Source organism: Chryseobacterium fluminis (assembly GCF_026314945.1).
GTDB classification, from domain to species: domain Bacteria; phylum Bacteroidota; class Bacteroidia; order Flavobacteriales; family Weeksellaceae; genus Chryseobacterium; species Chryseobacterium fluminis.
This window is the reverse complement of the sequence record NZ_CP111121.1, coordinates 431,759-450,361: the sequence shown is the minus strand read 5'-3', so window position 1 is coordinate 450,361 and position 18,603 is coordinate 431,759. Positions and strand designations below refer to the sequence as shown.

General features: G+C 40.1%; 14 protein-coding genes and 1 pseudogene. 9 read left to right on the top strand and 6 right to left on the bottom strand.

Features of this window, described 5'->3' with window-relative positions:
- Positions 1-2 precede the first annotated feature (2 nt).
- Positions 3-608 carry a SatD family protein gene (locus ODZ84_RS02040; protein ID WP_266175348.1) on the bottom strand — a complete coding sequence of 202 codons (606 nt, stop codon included), beginning with the start codon at positions 606-608 and terminating at the stop codon, positions 3-5.
- 175 nt (positions 609-783) lie between these two features.
- On the bottom strand, positions 784-2,649 hold the full coding sequence (locus ODZ84_RS02035; RefSeq protein WP_266175347.1) for an endonuclease: 1,866 nt from the start codon (positions 2,647-2,649) through the stop codon (positions 784-786).
- A 192-nt stretch (positions 2,650-2,841) separates the two neighbouring features.
- Here ODZ84_RS02035 and ODZ84_RS02030 point away from each other — a divergent pair, with 192 nt between their 5' ends.
- From ODZ84_RS02030 to ODZ84_RS02005, 6 genes are all read left to right on the top strand, one after another.
- Positions 2,842-3,981, top strand: coding sequence for an acyl-CoA dehydrogenase family protein (locus ODZ84_RS02030; protein WP_266175346.1), 1,140 nt, complete (start codon positions 2,842-2,844; stop codon positions 3,979-3,981).
- A 210-nt stretch (positions 3,982-4,191) separates the two neighbouring features.
- On the top strand, positions 4,192-7,119 hold the full coding sequence (locus ODZ84_RS02025) for a reprolysin-like metallopeptidase (RefSeq protein WP_266175345.1): 2,928 nt from the start codon (positions 4,192-4,194) through the stop codon (positions 7,117-7,119).
- Between the two features lie 514 nt (positions 7,120-7,633).
- Positions 7,634-8,101, top strand: coding sequence for a nucleoside triphosphate pyrophosphohydrolase family protein (locus ODZ84_RS02020; RefSeq protein WP_266175344.1), 468 nt, complete (start codon positions 7,634-7,636; stop codon positions 8,099-8,101).
- Position 8,102: 1 nt separating this feature from the next.
- Positions 8,103-8,669, top strand: a complete 567-nt coding sequence (locus tag ODZ84_RS02015) for a TlpA family protein disulfide reductase (protein ID WP_266175343.1) — start codon at positions 8,103-8,105, stop codon at positions 8,667-8,669.
- A gap of 2 nt (positions 8,670-8,671) precedes the next feature.
- Positions 8,672-9,277 carry a DUF4230 domain-containing protein gene (locus tag ODZ84_RS02010; protein ID WP_266175342.1) on the top strand — a complete coding sequence of 202 codons (606 nt, stop codon included), beginning with the start codon at positions 8,672-8,674 and terminating at the stop codon, positions 9,275-9,277.
- An 11-nt stretch (positions 9,278-9,288) separates the two neighbouring features.
- Positions 9,289-9,477 carry a hypothetical protein gene (locus ODZ84_RS02005; RefSeq protein ID WP_266175341.1) on the top strand — a complete coding sequence of 63 codons (189 nt, stop codon included), beginning with the start codon at positions 9,289-9,291 and terminating at the stop codon, positions 9,475-9,477.
- 139 nt (positions 9,478-9,616) lie between these two features.
- Here ODZ84_RS02005 and leuB read toward each other — a convergent pair whose 3' ends face one another.
- The 4 genes from leuB to ODZ84_RS01985 are packed head-to-tail and all read right to left on the bottom strand — an operon-like array spanning position 9,617 to position 13,935.
- Positions 9,617-10,738 carry a 3-isopropylmalate dehydrogenase gene (leuB, locus tag ODZ84_RS02000; RefSeq protein WP_266175340.1) on the bottom strand — a complete coding sequence of 374 codons (1,122 nt, stop codon included), beginning with the start codon at positions 10,736-10,738 and terminating at the stop codon, positions 9,617-9,619.
- A complete protein-coding gene (gene leuD / locus ODZ84_RS01995) occupies positions 10,722-11,327 on the bottom strand; it encodes a 3-isopropylmalate dehydratase small subunit (RefSeq protein ID WP_266175339.1) in 606 nt (201 codons plus the stop codon). The genes leuB and leuD overlap by 17 nt, the downstream gene beginning before the upstream one ends.
- Positions 11,328-11,356: 29 nt before the next feature.
- The gene (gene leuC, locus ODZ84_RS01990) at positions 11,357-12,745 is read right to left on the bottom strand and encodes a 3-isopropylmalate dehydratase large subunit (RefSeq protein WP_266175338.1); all 1,389 of its coding nucleotides are present in this window, start codon (positions 12,743-12,745) and stop codon (positions 11,357-11,359) included.
- Between the two features lie 26 nt (positions 12,746-12,771).
- Positions 12,772-13,935 carry a 2-isopropylmalate synthase gene (locus tag ODZ84_RS01985; RefSeq protein WP_266175337.1) on the bottom strand — a complete coding sequence of 388 codons (1,164 nt, stop codon included), beginning with the start codon at positions 13,933-13,935 and terminating at the stop codon, positions 12,772-12,774.
- A 147-nt stretch (positions 13,936-14,082) separates the two neighbouring features.
- On the opposite strand from ODZ84_RS01985, the gene ODZ84_RS01980 reads away from it, so the two are divergent.
- From ODZ84_RS01980 to infC, 3 genes and pseudogenes are all read left to right on the top strand, one after another.
- Positions 14,083-15,627, top strand: a complete 1,545-nt coding sequence (locus ODZ84_RS01980; RefSeq protein ID WP_266175336.1) for a hypothetical protein — start codon at positions 14,083-14,085, stop codon at positions 15,625-15,627.
- Between the two features lie 170 nt (positions 15,628-15,797).
- Positions 15,798-17,716, top strand: a pseudogene (thrS, locus tag ODZ84_RS01975) (threonine--tRNA ligase).
- 143 nt (positions 17,717-17,859) lie between these two features.
- Positions 17,860-18,360 carry a translation initiation factor IF-3 gene (infC, locus tag ODZ84_RS01970; RefSeq protein ID WP_172625635.1) on the top strand — a complete coding sequence of 167 codons (501 nt, stop codon included), beginning with the start codon at positions 17,860-17,862 and terminating at the stop codon, positions 18,358-18,360.
- Positions 18,361-18,603 lie beyond the last annotated feature (243 nt).

Genomic DNA, 18,603 nt, shown 5'->3' with positions numbered 1-18,603 from the left:
GCTTACAGTTCTGAGATTTTTTTTCGGAAATACTGATTGGTTTCTACGATAAGATCATAGTTTGCGCGTTTAAGTCTCTGGCTTACGGATGACTGTGAGATGGCAAATTTTTTGGCAAGATCTTCCTGTGTGATATCTTTATTCATGATCATTTCATGAATGATTTCCGAAGTTGCCACCGTCCAGCTATCAAAATCTTTGGATGACCATTTCAGTAAAATGTTGAGATCTCTGTCTACAGAATTGTTGGAAGTTTTGATCGCGACCGTATGTCCGTCATTTTGGAGGTCATTCAGAAGCCTGCCGGAATGTACATATGCAGTTCCGTTGGATTCCGTAATTCTTTCGGATGAAAAATTTTCTTCACCAATGCCGATGGCCATTCTTACGTCCAGATTTTCCTGGCTCCTAAGTAATGATTTTATGGCTAAGAAACGCCAGAAAACCTCATCGATACTACATTTGAACTGAAATTCGTCGCCTCTGTAGATTTCCCATGTATGAGGAGCGCTTCCCCAAATTCCGAGAAGATTTTTAAGCCTGGTCATCCAAACTTCCGTATCTGCATGTTGTGAATTTATAATATCTCCGGTAATGACCGCTATCATTTTGCAAATATAAGCATAATTACTTATAAATAAAACATAGAATTGTAAACTCACATAGATATTGCGTATTGGCCAATATGCTTATATCAATCAGAAGATAACTATGCTATTTTGTGCCACTTACATTAGCCTACCATTTACGTAAGAGCTTAAAAATCTTACACTCGCACCGTATTTATCTTTTGATAAACTTAAAAACTTTATTGTCGAGTTTCAGGATATAGTAACCGGCGGTCAGATTCTGTACAGGAAGATATTTGCTTTTTTTAAATGGTGAATTTTTATTTAAAATTACTTTTCCCGAAAAATCTAAAATCCGGGCATTCTTTATATCTTCAAATTTTCCGCTTACATAAATCGCTTCACCAGCAGGATTTGGATAAATGTTTACCTCATCACCCTTCGCATAAACAGCATCTGAAGACGAAAGGAAACCTAAATTCTGACAATAATTACTTGCATAAGCATCCCATTCCGCCAAATTAAAGGTTGCTGCGGGCTGATTAACGCCAGTCTTTCTGTACAGAGAAATATTGGCCAGCGTTGAAGAATTGGATTGCCCCGGGATCCCGATGGCATCTAATGTTAAAGATTTATATCTTAGTTCGATATACTGACTTCCTGAGAAAGTCATTTGGGGCGCTGCTGTGACAAATCTAGCCTGATCAACGGGATAACATGAAAATACGGCATCCGGATTTACAATAACGAAGGTTTCATTATTCTGCACCGTCCCTTCGAGTTCATATGGTGCCGGGAAATAATAGTTGCTTGCGCCCGGAAGCTGAACCGACAACCTGTAATCATTTAAATTGACAGCATGTCCTGTCTTATTCGTGATTTCCAGAGCTTTATTGTTGGAAGTCCCTTCCAGGTATTTTGAAACAAACAGGTCCCTGGCATACATATCTGTTGCCAGAGTAGCTGTTGTAACGGTATTGCTGTCCGGAGATAACAGGTAGCCTGCATCATATGCTCTTACGGTAAAGCTGTAAGCAGTAGAAGGAGTCAGATGATCAATGCTTATAAAGTTCTCTTTTGTTGAACCTATTAAAGTTCCGTTCTGATATATTTTATAACCCAGAACATCCGTACTTGGGCTGGGAGTCCAGCTGAGTGTCATAAAATAGGCACTGTTCTGCGTTACCGCTAAATTCGCGGGTGCCTGCGGTGCAACTGCATCTGCCGTCTGTCCCCAAATTGCATTGACCCAGGCAGGATGGTCAATGAAAGGATTTCTGTTTTTCTGTATACTGAAAACGGCATTATTTCTGTCGACTTCTCTCGCAGATACCGGATCCTGCTGATGCCACTGAATAAGCATCGCGATATAGGCCGGATCAAAAGCCCGTTCTTCCGTTCCGTCCAGTGGATTGGAGTCGGAAGCAGGGATTGTATTGTTATTATAATTAAACGTTCCCAACTTCCCCTCATATCTCACCGCAAAATACAGCAGACTTCTTGCGATATCCCCTTTGAATTCATTCACAGGCTCATAAACCCTTCCCGTATAAACCGACCCCGGAATGGCAGAATTCCCGATCCTGGAAGAATTGGTAAACGTATAATAAATATCAGAACCTGTTATTCCGTAAGGAAAATTGCTTCTTAACTGGTTAATTTTCGCATCCGTAGGAATTACATAGAACAGGTCAGAATACATCGGGTAATTGCTGTAAAATGTACTTTGAGGCATCATGTGTTCTCTGTTCCATCCCAGGCCTTCTCCTCCTGCACTACCGATAATATCAGCCGTTGTATATTCATAAGCATCGGGTCCCGTCGGAATTTCCGAATAGACATCCAGTAATATACTCGTATTTGTAGCATCATGATCGTAATACAGATCCAGATCTGTCTGATTATAATAGTTGGTCAGGTCACCATAATGCCGGGAAATATTTTTTGCTGAAATAATATCATGTAATTTAGATTTCAACGCATAGCCTGATAATCCGGCGGTACCGTCATAATATCCGGCCGGAACCTGAGCAGAGATAACGGATGAAATTAATATTACAGGAAGTAGAAGTTTTTTCATGCTTTAAAAATTGGGACACTAAAATAGTCAATTCATCAGATCAAAGTTCCATAAAATTTATTAAAAAATCATTAAATATCCTGATATAAAAAATTGAATATGAAAGTTTTGTACAGTTCTTACGGCGTGGAAAATAATTTTTTTGGGTGTTCGGTCAATTTATTTATCTTTGGGAACTAACTATTTATCTATATGAATACAGAGACTATTGACAACATTAAAATGATAGCGGAAACAGCAAAAGAATTTGCTGAGAAAAATATTAGACCGAACATTATGGAATGGGACGAAAGCCAGACTTTCCCTAAAGACTTATTCCATGAGTTGGGAGAGATGGGGTTCATGGGAATCGTTATTCCTGAACAATATGGCGGTTCTGGTCTGGGTTATCATGAGTATGTTACGATATTAGACGAGATCTCCCAGGTTGATCCGTCAATCGGGCTTTCTGTAGCGGCACACAATTCACTCTGCACCAACCATATTTACGAGTTCGGAAATGAAGAGCAAAGACACCGATGGCTCCCTCAGTTAGCTTCCGGTAAGGTAATCGGGGCATGGGGACTTACGGAACACAATACAGGTTCTGACTCAGGAGGAATGTCTACAACTGCCGTAAAAGATGGCGACGAATGGATCATTAATGGAGCTAAAAACTTCATTACCCACGCTATTTCAGGAGATATTGCTGTGGTAATGACCAGAACAGGAGAAATCGGCGCTAAAAATAATTCAACCGCTTTTGTACTGGAAAAAGGAATGCCTGGTTTTACTTCAGGTAAAAAGGAAAATAAACTGGGAATGAGAGCTTCCGAAACAGCAGAATTAATTTTTGATAATGTCCGTGTACCGGATGCCAACAGACTGGGAGAAGTAGGAGAAGGATTTAAACAGGCTATGAAAATTCTGGATGGCGGCAGAATCTCGATCGCTGCTTTGAGTTTAGGTACCGCAAGAGGGGCTTATAAAGCTGCTTTAAAATATGCTAAAGAAAGAAAGCAGTTCGGAAAATCGATTTCAGAATTCCAGGCAATCAATTTTATGCTGGCAGATATGGCCACCGAGATCGATGCAGCAGAATTACTGATCCAGCGAGCCTCTACACTGAAAAATGCGAAGCAGAAAATGACCAAAGAAGGCGCTATGGCAAAGCTATATGCATCCGAAGCCTGCGTAAGAATTGCCAATAATGCAGTTCAGATTTTCGGAGGATATGGATATACGAAAGATTTTCCAGCTGAAAAATATTACAGAGATTCTAAATTGTGTACCATCGGTGAAGGGACGTCAGAAATCCAGAGACTTGTGATCGGCAGAGACATCACAAAATAACTGTAGGAAATTTAGAATTATTTCATCAATAAGTGAACAGCATCCGTATTTTGCGGATGCTGTTTTCTTTTTCAAGACGATACAATTTAAAGCATATTCAATGTATCGCATAATTATTTAAACTAAATTCTAAATTTTCCTTAAAATTTTTTGTTTTTCATCACATAATTTTTATTAGATTTGATATTCCATAATCAAAATGATATTTATATGAAAAAACAATTATCGTTGATTGGAATGCTGTTTTTATCAGGCATTTCTTTTGCGCAGACAGATCGTCTCTGGACAGTAAGCTCCGGAAAATCATCAGAAATTATTGAAAACAAGGCTAACATCAATAACCCGAGGATTTACAGTCTCGACATCAACGGGTTGAAAAACGCTTTGGCAAAAGCTCCTAAAAGATTGGCCGCGGGAGAAAAATCGGAAATCATTATTTCCTTTCCGAATTCAGAAGGAAGAATGGAAAATTTTAAAGTAAGGGAAAATTCAAACTTTGATCCTGCCCTTGCTGCAAAATATCCGGACATTAGATCTTACGTGGGAGAAGGACTTGAGGATTCCAATTCTACAGTCTATTTCAGTATTTCACCGCTGGGACTCTCTTCGATGGAAATTTACGGTGATAAGTCTGCTGTCTTTATTGAACCCTATACAAAAGATCTTTCGACGTATGTCGTTTACCGAAAATCAGACAAAAAAGACGATCTTAATACATTTGAATGTACCGTGATCGATGTTGCCCAGAAAGGAACCGTCAATACCAATGTTGCTGCAAGACCGAATGCGGATGATGCCCAATTGAGAACGTTCAGGCTTGCCCTTTCCTGCACCGGAGAGTATACCGCATATTTCGGGGGAACAAAAGCCAATGCTTTGGCAGCAATGAACAATACCATGACCCGTGTAAACGGCGTTTTTGAAAAGGACTTTGCCGCCAGAATGGTTTTAATTTCCAATAATGATGCGGTTATTTATACGAGTGCTTCCACAGATCCTTATTCTGCTGCTTCGGGAATGAACAGCTGGAATTCACAGTTGCAGTCTACTTTAACATCGGTTATCGGTGAAGCCAACTATGATATCGGACACTTATTCGGAGCCTCCGGAGGCGGAGGAAATGCAGGATGTATCGGCTGTGTCTGCACCAACGGCTCAAAAGGCAGCGGATATACCTCTCCGGCAGATGCTATTCCTTCGGGAGACAATTTTGATATTGACTATGTTGCGCATGAAATGGGGCATCAGTTTGGCGGAAATCATACATTTTCCCATACCAATGAAGGCACAGGGGTGAATATGGAGCCGGGCTCAGGATCTACAATCATGGGGTATGCAGGAATCACAGGTCAGGATATCCAGCCGCATTCGGATTCCTTCTTCCATGCAGTCAGTATACAGCAGATTACTAATAATATCAAGAACAAAACCTGTCCGGTAAGCACAGGCACCGGAAACTCAATTCCAACCGCCAACGCAGGTGCTGATTACACCATTCCTAAAGGCACACCGTTCATGCTTACAGGATCAGGAACCGATGCCAACGGAGATTCTTTAACGTATATCTGGGAGCAGATGGATAACGCATCCTCTTCCCAGACGGGCGCAAGCTCAGCCGCAAGTGCCACGAAAGCCACAGGACCTACTTTCAGATCATGGACACCACAGACGACGCCTGTGAGATATTTCCCGAGAATGGCTTCCATTCTGACAGGAGCTACAACAACGGCAGGTTCAGAAATTACAGTTGAAGCGCTTTCCAATGTGGCAAGAACCTATAATTTCAGATTTACTGTTCGTGATAACAGAGCCGGAGGTTCAGGAAATAATTCTGACGATGCAGTTATTACCGTTAACGGTACCGCGGGGCCATTCAGTGTAAGTTCTCAGAATTCAGCAATCACGTATGCCGGAGGAAGTTCTCAGACCGTGACCTGGAACGTAGCAGGAACTACAGCCAACGGTGTAAACGCAGCGAACGTAGACATCCTGTGGTCTGCCAACTCAGGTACTACCTGGACTACCCTTCTTGCCGGTACTCCCAACGACGGAACACAGACTGTTACCGTCCCGAATGTTACCACGACAACCGGCAGAATTATGGTAAAGGGCTCCAATCATATTTTCTTTGATGTCAATAACGCAAATATTACTGTAAATGCAGGATCAGGAGGATCAGATACCACTGCTCCGACAGCACCTGTACTTGCAGCTTCAGGCACTACTTCTACAAGCACAAATCTTTCCTGGTCAGGAGCAACGGACAATGTCGGGGTTACAGGATATGAAATTTATTTAAACGGAAATTTATCCGGCTCCACAGCTTCCACTACCTATACTGTAACAGGTTTAACTCCCTCTACGACCTACAGTTTCACGGTAAAAGCTAAAGATGCAGCTGGAAACCCATCTACTTCAAGCAATGCCGTAAGCGTAACAACGCTGGCAGGAAGTTCTGTTTCCTATTGTTCAGCATCGGCAAACAATACAGCAGATGAAAGAATCGGAAATGTCAAGTTCGGAACCATCAACAATACCTCGACAAGTACTGCGGGCTACGAGAATTTCACCTCCGTTTCTACCAGCGTAAACAGAGGTACATCGTATGCAATTTCTGTGACTCCGGCCTGGACATCCACCGTATACAGTGAAGCTTATGCTGTTTATATCGATTATAACGGAGATGGCGATTTTACAGACAGCGGAGAATTGGCATGGTCTAAAACAGGATCTACGACCAGTCCGGCCACGGGATCTATCACCATTCCGGCTACAGCAGCATTGGGCAGCACCAGAATGAGAGTCATGATGCAGTATAGTTCTGTTCCTTCCTCCTCCTGCGGAACATACACCTACGGACAGGTTGAAGATTATACACTGAATATTGTCTCTTCAGGACGCGGAGATCTTTCCGGAACGAAAGAACTGATCACCGATATTAAATTATATCCCAATCCGGTACAGAATGTTCTGAATATTTCAAACACCACCTCGGAAGAATACAGAATCTTCGATATGGGTGGAAAGTTAATTGATTCAGGAAATCTTCAAAGAGGATCTGTGAACGTAAGCAATCTTATCAAAGGTGCCTACATGATTCAGATCGGAGAAGTCAGCAAAAGATTTATTAAAAACTAATACTTCTCTCGAATTTAAACACGGGATTAGAGGCTGTCCGGAAACGGGCAGTCTTTTTTATGGGTAAATTTTAAAAATTTACCGGCTTCAAACAAGTTTTGAGGCACAAACCTGACGGGTTTTCGAAAACCCGTCAGGTTTATTCAAATTTCAGATGCCTCTTCCTGAAAGATTTATATTATTTAAACCTCATAGGTTTTAAAAACCTATGAGGTTTATGTGTTTCCAACAATCACAGCAGCCCTAGCCCCGATTGCAGAGAAAATCCCGCAGTGGAGCGGCGGAGCGGAGCGCAGCCGCGCAATGAGGAATTGCAACGGAAAGCGGGATAAAGCTCCAAATAAAAATGTGCGGCTTACATCAGTAATTATTTATTAGTTTCCGGCAGACAAATACTCACTGCCCTCTACTCACAGTACCATATCGTCTGTAAAAATAATTAAGTAAAAACCCACACCCCGATTCCCTATATCTAAAACCGAATTTTTATATTTGCCTTAAATAAAAAATATTCATGGATAAAATTGACAGTCTGAACCAGGTAGCAGAATTCCACACCACTTTTAAAGCCCCGATTTTAGATACCCCACAGATCCCTTCCCCGGAAAGATGCGCTCTCAGAGTTGATCTTTTACAGGAAGAGTTAAACGAACTAAAACAGGCCATCGCAGATCATGATATCGTAGAAATTGCTGATGCTCTCTGTGATTTACAGTATGTACTGAGCGGTGCGGTCCTGGAATTCGGCCTTGGCAGCAAATTTGTAGAGTTGTTCAACGAAGTTCAGCGTTCCAATATGTCCAAAGCTTGTGATAACGAAGAACAGGCACAGGAAACCGTTGAATTCTACAAGGCTAAAGAAGTGGAATCTTTTTATGAAAAGTCCGGAGAAAAGTATAATGTCTACCGAAAAGCAGATCATAAAGTGCTGAAAAATAAATACTACTCTCCTGCCGATTTAAAGCAAATTATCGAAAAATAACATGAGAAAACTGATCACAAATATCACCGTCATTTCAGGATTGTTTTTAACTACTCAACAGTTCCACGCCCAGAAAGTCGTAGTAAACCGGGAAGTCGAAACAGCGAACGACGGTAAAATGCTTCTGGGAAACCAACTGAAAGAACAGTTTTTAAAAGCACCTTATGCGGATTGGTATGTAAAGGAGCACGACGAATATGTCCTTGACCAGAAAGCAATCGGTGAACTTAAAAAGCAAAAGATAAACTCTTATTCGATTACCGTTTTTATGGGAACCTGGTGTGAAGACAGTCACAGGGATTTTCCGAGACTGATGAAGATCCTGGAAGAGGTAAAATATCCCGATAGCAAACTGACCATTATTGCCGTGAACCGCAAAAAGGAAGCTCCGGGTGGCGAGGAAGGAAGATATAACATTCACAAAGTACCTACGATCATTGTTCAGAAATATGGCAAGGAAATTGGAAGGATCATAGAAATGCCTGTTTCAGGATATATTGAAAGAGATCTGGTGAACATCTTAAAGAAAGATGACCAATCTGTGATCAAAGAAATATTTAATAAGTAGATTTGAAAAATTATAGAATCATCATCCCGTTTATTGCAGGAGCAGCGATTATGCTACTTCTGTTTCTAGGGTTAAAATCATGCCTCAATCCCAGCAAGAAAACTGAAAAATCAGATTATTATATTCTGACCAATCAGATCTCGAAAATGAATAAAATGGTCGTTCTCGAGCAGAATACCTCTGCGATGCAGAAGACTAAAATGGGTTATGAATTTTTCGGAAAGGAAGTGACGAGTAACAGTATCATCACCTATACCAAGACCAACGCACAGGTGTCTTATGATTTAAATAAAATGAAAATCAAGGTGGATTCTGTCAATAAAAAACTGGTGATCACGGAACTGCCCAATGCTGATATAAGAATTACACCTAGCGTTGAAATCCAGTCGATGGATGATTCTTTTATCAACAGGATTTCTGAAAAAGATATAAAAAACGTTACTCAGAAGGCTAAAGAAACGGCCCTTAAATCTATTGATCAAAACAAATTACGAGATGAAGGCCATAAGCAATTAATGGAAAATCTCAATAATATTTTCGTTTTGGCAAAGGCTTTGAACTACAGTATAGAAGACCAGACCGGTAAGCTGGGTATTTTAGGACTTTAAAAAATAAAGCGATGGACTCTAACGAAAAAGACAAAAACAAAGAATCTGCAAATTCGGCAGAAACCAAAAAACAGAATCAGGATTTCCAGAACATCCCTGCCTCATCAGATAAAACAAATCCGCCTGATATCGATAAAGAGGATGTAGAAAAATCATCAGAGAACAATAAATCGGGAAAAACCGATGATATTAATGAATAAGTAAAAGGTTCTGTCTCAGTAGAGACGGAACCTTTTACCTAAAAATAGGTAAATAATAACAGTAAGGTCAATCCGCTTCGCCAGTAATTTAAGAACTCTAATTATTAATTTGAACCTGCGAAGCACAATTGACCGTGATTTAAACAATTGTAGATTTTCCGATCTTTACGTTTTCAAAATTGTAATATGACTTTTCAGAAAATTTAATATGATCCGCAATAAAACTCCCTACCTCACCTGTAGAATACGGCTGCTGAGCATTCAGATCTATCGTAACATACTTATTGTCAATTGCAAATTCTACAGAACTTCTCAATTTGGAAGCCGCCTCATCCAGTCCCAGATAGTCAAGCATCATGGCCGTACTCAGAATAGATGCTATAGGGTTGGCAATTCCCTTTCCTTTGGCCTGAGGATAAGAGCCGTGAATAGGTTCAAACATCGCATTTTCATTCCCGATGGAAGCAGAAGGGAGCAATCCTATTGAACCTCCGATCACACTCGCTTCATCTGAAATAATATCACCAAACATATTTTCGGTTACAATAACATCAAATTGTTTGGGATTTAAAATCAACTGCATGGCTGCATTATCCACGAACATAAAATCAAGCTCAACATCAGGATATTCTGCAGCAATTTCTTTACTCACCTTCCTCCATAACCGCGAGGTATCCAACACATTGGCTTTATCAATTAGGGTCAGTCTTTTTCTGCGCTTTTGTGCCTCCTTAAACGCCATATGCACAATAGGGGCAATTTCTTCGCGACTGTACTTACAGACATCATAGGCGTACTGTCCTTCTTCATCGGTGTACTTTTCTCCAAAATAAATTCCGCTTACCAGCTCCCTGAAAATCTGAATATCAGTCCCGTTCATGATTTCATGTTTTAACGGACTTTTATCCATTAGTGAAGCATACGTTTTCAAAGGCCGGATATTGGCAAAAAGCCCCAGTTCTTTTCTGAGCTTTAAAAGGCCCTGCTCCGGTCGCACCTTTGCATCGGGGTTATTATCAAAAGAAGGATCCCCGATGGCTCCGAAAAGTACTGCGTCAGATTCTTTACAGAGTTCCAGCGTTTCATCAGGCAGCGGATTTCCTGTTTTAAAGATCGCATCAGCACCCACAAGTCCATATTTAAATTCGAATGTGCAGTGAAAAACTTCACTGATAGCGTCTAAGACCTTCATGCTTTCCCCGATTACCTCCGGACCGATTCCGTCGCCAGGAAGCACTGCTATTTTAAAATTTTTGCTCATACTGTTTTTGTGTTTTTAGTTCAAATTCTTTTATCGCCTGTTTCCTGCTGATTAAAAAGTCGATATCATCATAACCATTCAGCAGGCATATTTTTTTATACGAATCAATTTCAAAGTTTTCCGTCTTACCACCGAAAGTGACGCTCTGCTGTTCTACGTCAATCATTATTTCACTTTCCGGATTTTCTGTTATGCCCTCCAATATTTCTTTTAAGAATATCTCAGAGACTTTCACGGGTAATAATCCGTTATTCAGGGCATTCCCTTTGAAAATATCTGCAAAAAAACTGGATATCACTACCTTGAAGCCGTAATCCGTCAAAGCCCATGCTGCATGTTCGCGACTGCTCCCACAGCCGAAATTATTTCCTGCAACGAGAATTTCTCCACTGTATTCCGGTTTATTGAGGACGAAATCAGCATTGGGCTCCTGGGTGTGTACATGATACCTCCAGTCTCTGAAGAGGTTATTTCCAAAACCTTTTTTGTCAATGCTTTTTAAAAATCTTGCCGGAATAATCTGATCCGTATCTATATTTTCTACCGGCAGAGGAACCGCCCGGGATTGTATTACCACTAATTTCTGCATTTTATTTCAATCAAATCGTTTTACTTCGCTTAATTTAAATTTTCAAATATTGAAATCCTGCCTTCGACGGCAACTTTTGCAGCCGTGAGAGGACTTGCCAGGATCGTTCTCGCTCCCTGCCCCTGTCTTCCTTCAAAATTTCTGTTGGAGGTCGAGACACAATATTCACCATCGGGAATTTTATCATCGTTCATGGCCAGACAGGCAGAGCATCCCGGCTGCCTTATCTGAAAACCGGCTTCGTTAAAGATCTTATCCAGACCTTCCTCTAAGATTTGTCTCACCACCTGTTGAGATCCAGGAACAATAAGTGCCTGAACATGCGCCGACTTCCTTTTCCCCCTGATGTAATCCGCTGCAGACCGGAAATCTTCGATCCTTGCATTGGTACAGCTTCCGATAAACACGTGATTGACTTTGATATCGGAGAGTGCCTGTCCGGCCGTCAGGCCCATATATTTCAAAGCTTTCTCTTCAGATTCATTCTGAGGCACCGGAATCTTCTGATGAATGGAAATTCCCATCCCCGGATTGGTTCCATAGGTAATCATCGGGTAAATGTCTGAAGCATCAAAATTGTATTCGGCATCAAACCTGGCTCCTTCATCAGTTTTCAGAGTTTTCCAGTAGGCTGATTTTTCTTCCCATTCTTCTCCCTCAGGAGCAAAAGGTCTGCCCTTTACGTAGTCTAAGGTTGTATCATCAGGCGCGATCATTCCGCCCCGCGCGCCCATTTCAATGCTCATATTGCAGACGGTCATCCGCCCTTCCATAGACATTTCTTCAAAAACATTTCCGGCATACTCACAGAAATACCCTGTTCCGCTGTCGGTTCCTATTTTTGAAATAATATAGAGAATCACATCTTTGGGCTGGACGTTTTTATTGAGTTTCCCGTTGACATTCACTCTCATGGATTTAGGTTTATTCAGCAACAGGCACTGACTTGCAAAGACCTGCGCTACCTGGCTGGTGCCGATTCCGAATGCGATAGAACCAAAAGCGCCGTGTGTGGAAGTATGACTGTCGCCACAGACAATGCTCATTCCGGGCTGCGTAAAGCCTAATTCCGGGGCGATAATGTGCACAATTCCCTGGTACGGGTGCCCTAGTCCGTACAATTCAATATTATTTTTCCTGCAGTTTTGCGTTAACTGCTCCACCTGATTCCGTGAAGAGTCATCGCGTATCGGTTTATCCTGATCCAGCGTCGGTACATTATGATCTGCTGTCGCCACAATCTGCCGGGGCCTGAATATTTCGAGATTCCTGGTTTCCAGCTCAGCAAATGCCTGTGGACTTGTTACTTCATGGATCAGGTGTCGGTCGATATATATAATCTGTGGTCCATCCGGGATGGTTTCTACAACATGGGCATCCCAGACTTTGTCAAAAAGTGTTTTTTTACTGTTATCCATTTTTACCTTTCTAAATGTTGATCAAACTACCCTATTTTTCGCGTTACATTTTCAATAATCATGCTCAGATCATCATCATTAACCTCTTTTTTGCGGTCTGCGATTTTTAAAAACTCCTGATATAGAAAATCCAGCTCGTTTTTGGTAACTTCAAAACCGATATGTTTAAATCTGTAAGCCAGAGCTGACCTTCCGCTCCTGGCTGTTAAGACAATAGATGAAGCATTGACACCTACATCCTCAGGATTAATGATTTCATAGGTTTCCCTGTTTTTAATCACGCCGTCCTGATGAATTCCCGAACTGTGCGCAAAAGCATTAGCGCCCACGATCGCCTTATTGGGCTGCACGGGCATTCCCATAAGATCTGAGACCAAAGCACTCATATTGTTGAGCATTCTGGTGTTCACATCCGTATGTAATTTCAGGTGTTCATGTTGTTTAAGCACCATCACTACTTCTTCCAGTGCCGTGTTTCCGGCTCTTTCCCCCAATCCGTTGATGGTACATTCAATCTGCCGGGCTCCGTTTATCACGCCTGAAACTGAATTGGCAGTGGCCATTCCCAAATCGTTATGACAGTGACAGGATAAAATGGCGCGATCGATTCCTTTCACATTTTCTTTCAGGTATTTTATTTTTTCACCATACTCGTCAGGCAGACAATAGCCGGTGGTATCCGGAATATTTAAAACCGTAGCCCCGGCTTTGATTACTTCTTCACAAACCCTTGCCAGGTAATCATTATCAGTTCTTCCTGCATCTTCGGCATAAAACTCAACGTCTTCAACGAAAGTTTTGGCATATTTTACAGCCTGGACCGCACGTTCGATGATATCTTCCCTGTTTGAATTGAATTTGTATTTAATATGAGCATCGGAAGTTCCTATTCCGGTGTGTATTCTTGGTCTCTTTGCCCATCTCAAGGCCTCGGCAGCGGTATCAATATCTTTCTGGTTGGCCCTGGTCAATCCGCATACTTTGGCATTTTTCACCAGCTTTGAAATCTCCGAAACGGAATGAAAATCTCCAGGACTTGAAATTGGAAAACCCGCCTCAATTATGTCTACTCCAAGTTCATCCAGTTGTTCGGCAATCGTTAATTTCTGCTCTGTATTTAATTTACAGCCCGGAACCTGCTCTCCATCACGCAGTGTGGTATCAAAAATTTCAACTTTTTCGGAATTCATAATGAAGTTTTTTACTTAATTTTGATTCAAAACTACAGAGTCAGATGATCATTTAATTTTCATTTTTCCTGAAATTACAATATTCGAAATGGTTAAAAATGATTTTATTTAGCTGTTAATCAATATTTTAAATAGCAATAATTTACAATGGCAGAATTGCAAAAAGATTTTTTATTTGTATTAATCAAGTCGCTTACGACTTCTGAAAAACGACAATTCAAACTGTACGTCAACCGTCTTGGAATTAATGCAGATGCAAAATTTCTTCTTCTTTTTTCGGAAATGGATAAGATGCGTGAATATGACGAACATCATATCATCGGAAAAAATATTTCAAGCAAGCAGCAGCTGTCCAATCTGAAAGCACATCTGTACAAACAGATTCTGGTGAGTTTAAGGATGAATCCCAGTCACCAGAACTACAGGATCCAGCTCCGTGAACAGCTCGACTTCGCAAATATTTTATACCAGAAAGGACTTCACAAACAGGCTTTAAAAATTTTAGATAAAACAAAGCATTCAGCTCTTGAATTGGACGAAAAAAGCATTGCATCGGAAATTATTGACCTGGAAAAAGTAATTGAGTCCCAATTTATTACCCGGAGTATTGAAGGACGCGCCGAAGAACTGATCAGGCAGTCAACGGAGATCAGCTTACAAAATCAGTATACCACGGAACTTTCCAATCTTTCCCTGAAATTATACAGCGAAATGCTGACCCATGGTTATGTAAAAAACGATGAAGACCGGGCTGAAATCATGAAGATCTTTGAATCTCAAATTCATAAAATAAAATTTGAAAAGCTGAATTTTACCGAAAAATTATGGTATTTTAAGGCTCATGTCTGGAAGAATCAGTTACTTCAGGAGTATAAATATACGTTGAAATATGCGTTCCAATGGGTTGACTTATTTCACAAAAATCCGGATATGATCCTGAGCCATCCGGTGTGGTACATCAAAGGGAATACGTACCTGCTTAAAATTTTGTTTTTATACGGAAATATTGATATTCTTGAAGACCGGTTTGATACCTTTAACAAAGTCATTTCGTCTTCGGGCTTTACTCAAAATGAAAATATACAATCTCTTGTTTTTCTGACCTGTTACAATACTTTAATGAATATTCACTTTGTAAAAGGTGAATTCTTTTCCGGCACCAAGTTGATTCCGGAGATCGAATTGAAAATGGAAAGGTTCCGGGATAAAATTGATGAGCACCATTTTATGATTCTTTACCTGAAAATGGCAGCCATGTTTTTTGGAAGTAAAAAATTCCATGAGTCCATCAGATATTCTCTGAAAGTTATCGAGTCGAAAGGAAATGTGCAGGAAGACCTTCTGTTTCATACAAGGATTCTGATTTTAATGGCTAAATACGAATCAGGTAATGATGAGGATTATGATGAATTTATTAAAGCTACTCTGAAGTTTGCTAAAAAAATGAAAAAGCCGGATGATTTTCATTTTCAAAGTATTCAGTTTTTTAAAGATGTCAATAGCTTACAACCGGATAAGCAACTGCAGGCATTCAGGGAATTTGATCATCAGCTGAATATTTTTTCGCATAACGAATATTACCGGAGATCTTTATTATATATAGATATCCACGGTTGGGTCCAATCTAAAGTAAAAAATGTGGACGTCATTGAAATTATAAAGAAAAAAGTACGATATAAAAGAAAAAATTAATGCTCACAATAGCTTTTTCACCGTTTCTATTGTTGGAATCCGGCCGGATCCTAATAATATAAAACGATTTTATATTGTTTTTAGTATTAATTCTCGGTTCAAATATACGTCAAAGTAGTTTATTAATTAAAAAATGCGTATTTTTGCATCTTAAAATTTCTTAGTAAACAATGATAAAAATTACACTTCCAGACAGTAGCGTCAAAGAATTCGAGGCGGGAGTTACTCCGCTAGATGTGGCAAAATCTATAAGCGATGGATTGGCTAGAAACACCATTTCCGCAGTTGTAAATGACAGACAAGTAGAGACGACCACGCCTATAACCACGGATTCTACGGTACAGCTGTTGACCTGGAATGATGATCTTGGAAAGAAAGCTTTCTGGCATTCTTCAGCCCACCTTCTGGCTCAGGCTATCCTTGAATTTTATCCTGATGCTAAGCTGACCATCGGTCCTGCCATCGAAAGCGGGTTTTATTATGATGTAGATTTCGGTGATGAGAGCTTATCGGAAAAAGATTTTGAGAAAATCGAGAAAAAAGTATTGGAAAATGCCAAAAAAGGCTCTACTTTCTCATTATATCCTGTTTCTAAAGCTGAAGCTTTAGAAACCTATGCTGACAATCCTTATAAGGTAGAATTGATCTCTAATCTAAATGATGGTGAAATCACTTTTGTAACCCACGATAATTTCACAGATCTATGTCGTGGAGGACATATTCCTAATACAAGTATTGTAAAGGCTGTTAAGATTTTAAATGCTGCAGGTGCTTATTGGAGAGGGAATGAAAAAAATCCTCAGCTAACAAGGGTGTATGGTGTATCTTTTCCTAAACAGAAAGACCTGACTGAATATCTTGAAAGATTAGAGGAAGCAAAAAGAAGGGATCACAGAAAATTAGGTAAGGAACTTGGAATTTTCGCTTTTTCTGAAAAAGTAGGTGCCGGGTTGCCGCTTTGGTTGCCAAAAGGAACTGCTCTGAGAAGAAAGCTGGAGAATTTCCTTTCTGATGCCCAGAAAAAAGGAGGTTATGAATTTGTCATGTCTCCACATATCGGGGCCAAAGAACTGTATGTAACTTCAGGCCACTGGGATAAGTACGGAGCAGACAGCTTCCAGCCCATTAAGACACCGAACGAAGGAGAAGAGTTTTTACTGAAGCCGATGAACTGTCCTCACCACTGTGAAATTTATAAAACTTCACAATGGAGTTACAGAGACCTGCCTAAAAGATATGCAGAATTCGGAACGGTGTACCGTTATGAGCAAAGTGGAGAACTTCACGGATTAACAAGAGTACGTGGTTTTACTCAGGATGACGCTCACCTTTTCTGTACTCCGGATCAGCTTTCTGAAGAATTTGAAAAGGTAATTGATTTAACGCTTTATGTTTTCAAATCTTTAGGTTTTGAAGATTTTGTAACTCAGGTTTCTTTAAGGATCCTGAAAACAAAGAAAAATATATCGGTTCTGATGAGAACTGGGAAAAAGCAGAAAATGCGATCATCAACGCAGCTCAGAAGAAAGGTCTGAAAACCGTTGTTGAATATGGTGAAGCTGCTTTCTATGGTCCTAAGCTGGATTTCATGGTGAAAGATGCATTAGGCAGAAAATGGCAGTTGGGAACGATCCAGGTGGATTATAATCTGCCGGAAAGATTTGACCTTCATTATATCGGAAACGATAACGAAAAACACAGACCAGTGATGATCCACAGGGCGCCATTCGGTTCTATGGAGCGTTTTATTGCGATTCTTCTGGAGAATACGGCAGGAGATTTCCCGCTATGGTTAAGCCCTGACCAGTTTATTATTCTACCGATAAGTGAAAAATACGTAGATTATGCAAAAAAAGTTTCACAATTTTTAGAAAATCACGATATTAGCGGTCAGATTGATGACAGAAACGAGAAAACCGGTAAAAAGATCCGTGATGCAGAATTGAAAAAAATTCCATTTATGCTGGTTGTTGGAGAAAATGAAGAGAACGATGGCACAATTTCTGTACGAAGACGTGGTGAAGGGGATCTTGGCGTGATGAATCTGGAGGACTTTGTTTCTTATTTTAAGAAAGAAGCTGCCATATAAAAGCAATAAAAAGTAAGGTATAGAGATCTCTTGGTACCTTATCTGAGAAATAATAGAAAGTTAACCAATAAAATTATAATACAATAGCACAACGATTTAACAACAGGGGCCCACAAAGACGTCCTGTACAGGAGGACTTACACTTGATCAACGATAAAATTCGTGTGAGAGAGCTTCGTTTGGTGGGCGATAACGTAGAGCCGGGAATTTATCCAATTGACAAAGCAAGACAGATTGCTGCGGAACAGGAATTGGATCTTGTAGTGATTTCCGACAAGGCTGAACCGTTTATTGCAAGAATATTAGAATATAAAAAATTCTTATATGAGCAAAAGAAAAAGCAGAAGGAATTAAAAGCTAAACAGGTAAAAGTTGTCGTTAAAGAGATCCGCTTCGGACCTCAGACAGATGATCACGATTACGAGTTTAAAAAGAAACATGCTGAAAAATTCCTTGAAGAAGGTTCAAAATTAAAAACCTACGTATTTTTTAAAGGACGTTCAATTATCTTTAAGGATCAGGGTGAGATCTTACTTTTAAAACTAGCTCAGGAACTTGAGCACGTTGGAAAGGTAGATCAGCTTCCTAAACTTGAAGGAAAGAGAATGATTATGATGATGAGTCCTAAAAAACCAGCTAAATAGCCTCCGTAATCAGATGTAACGGTCTGATTTAAAATATAAACCTCAAAGCAATTTGAGGTTTTTTTATGTATTAAAGTATTTCAAATTACCACTTATCATATATTAGATACCTGCGTTAAATTTTTAGAAAGAATTTATCTAATAAATAGAATAATATTTTTTGACGCAAAATTTTATTTTGTAGCAGCAATATTTAAGAGGCAAAGAGGAATCAACAAGTTGATTGATGAAGTTATATGATAG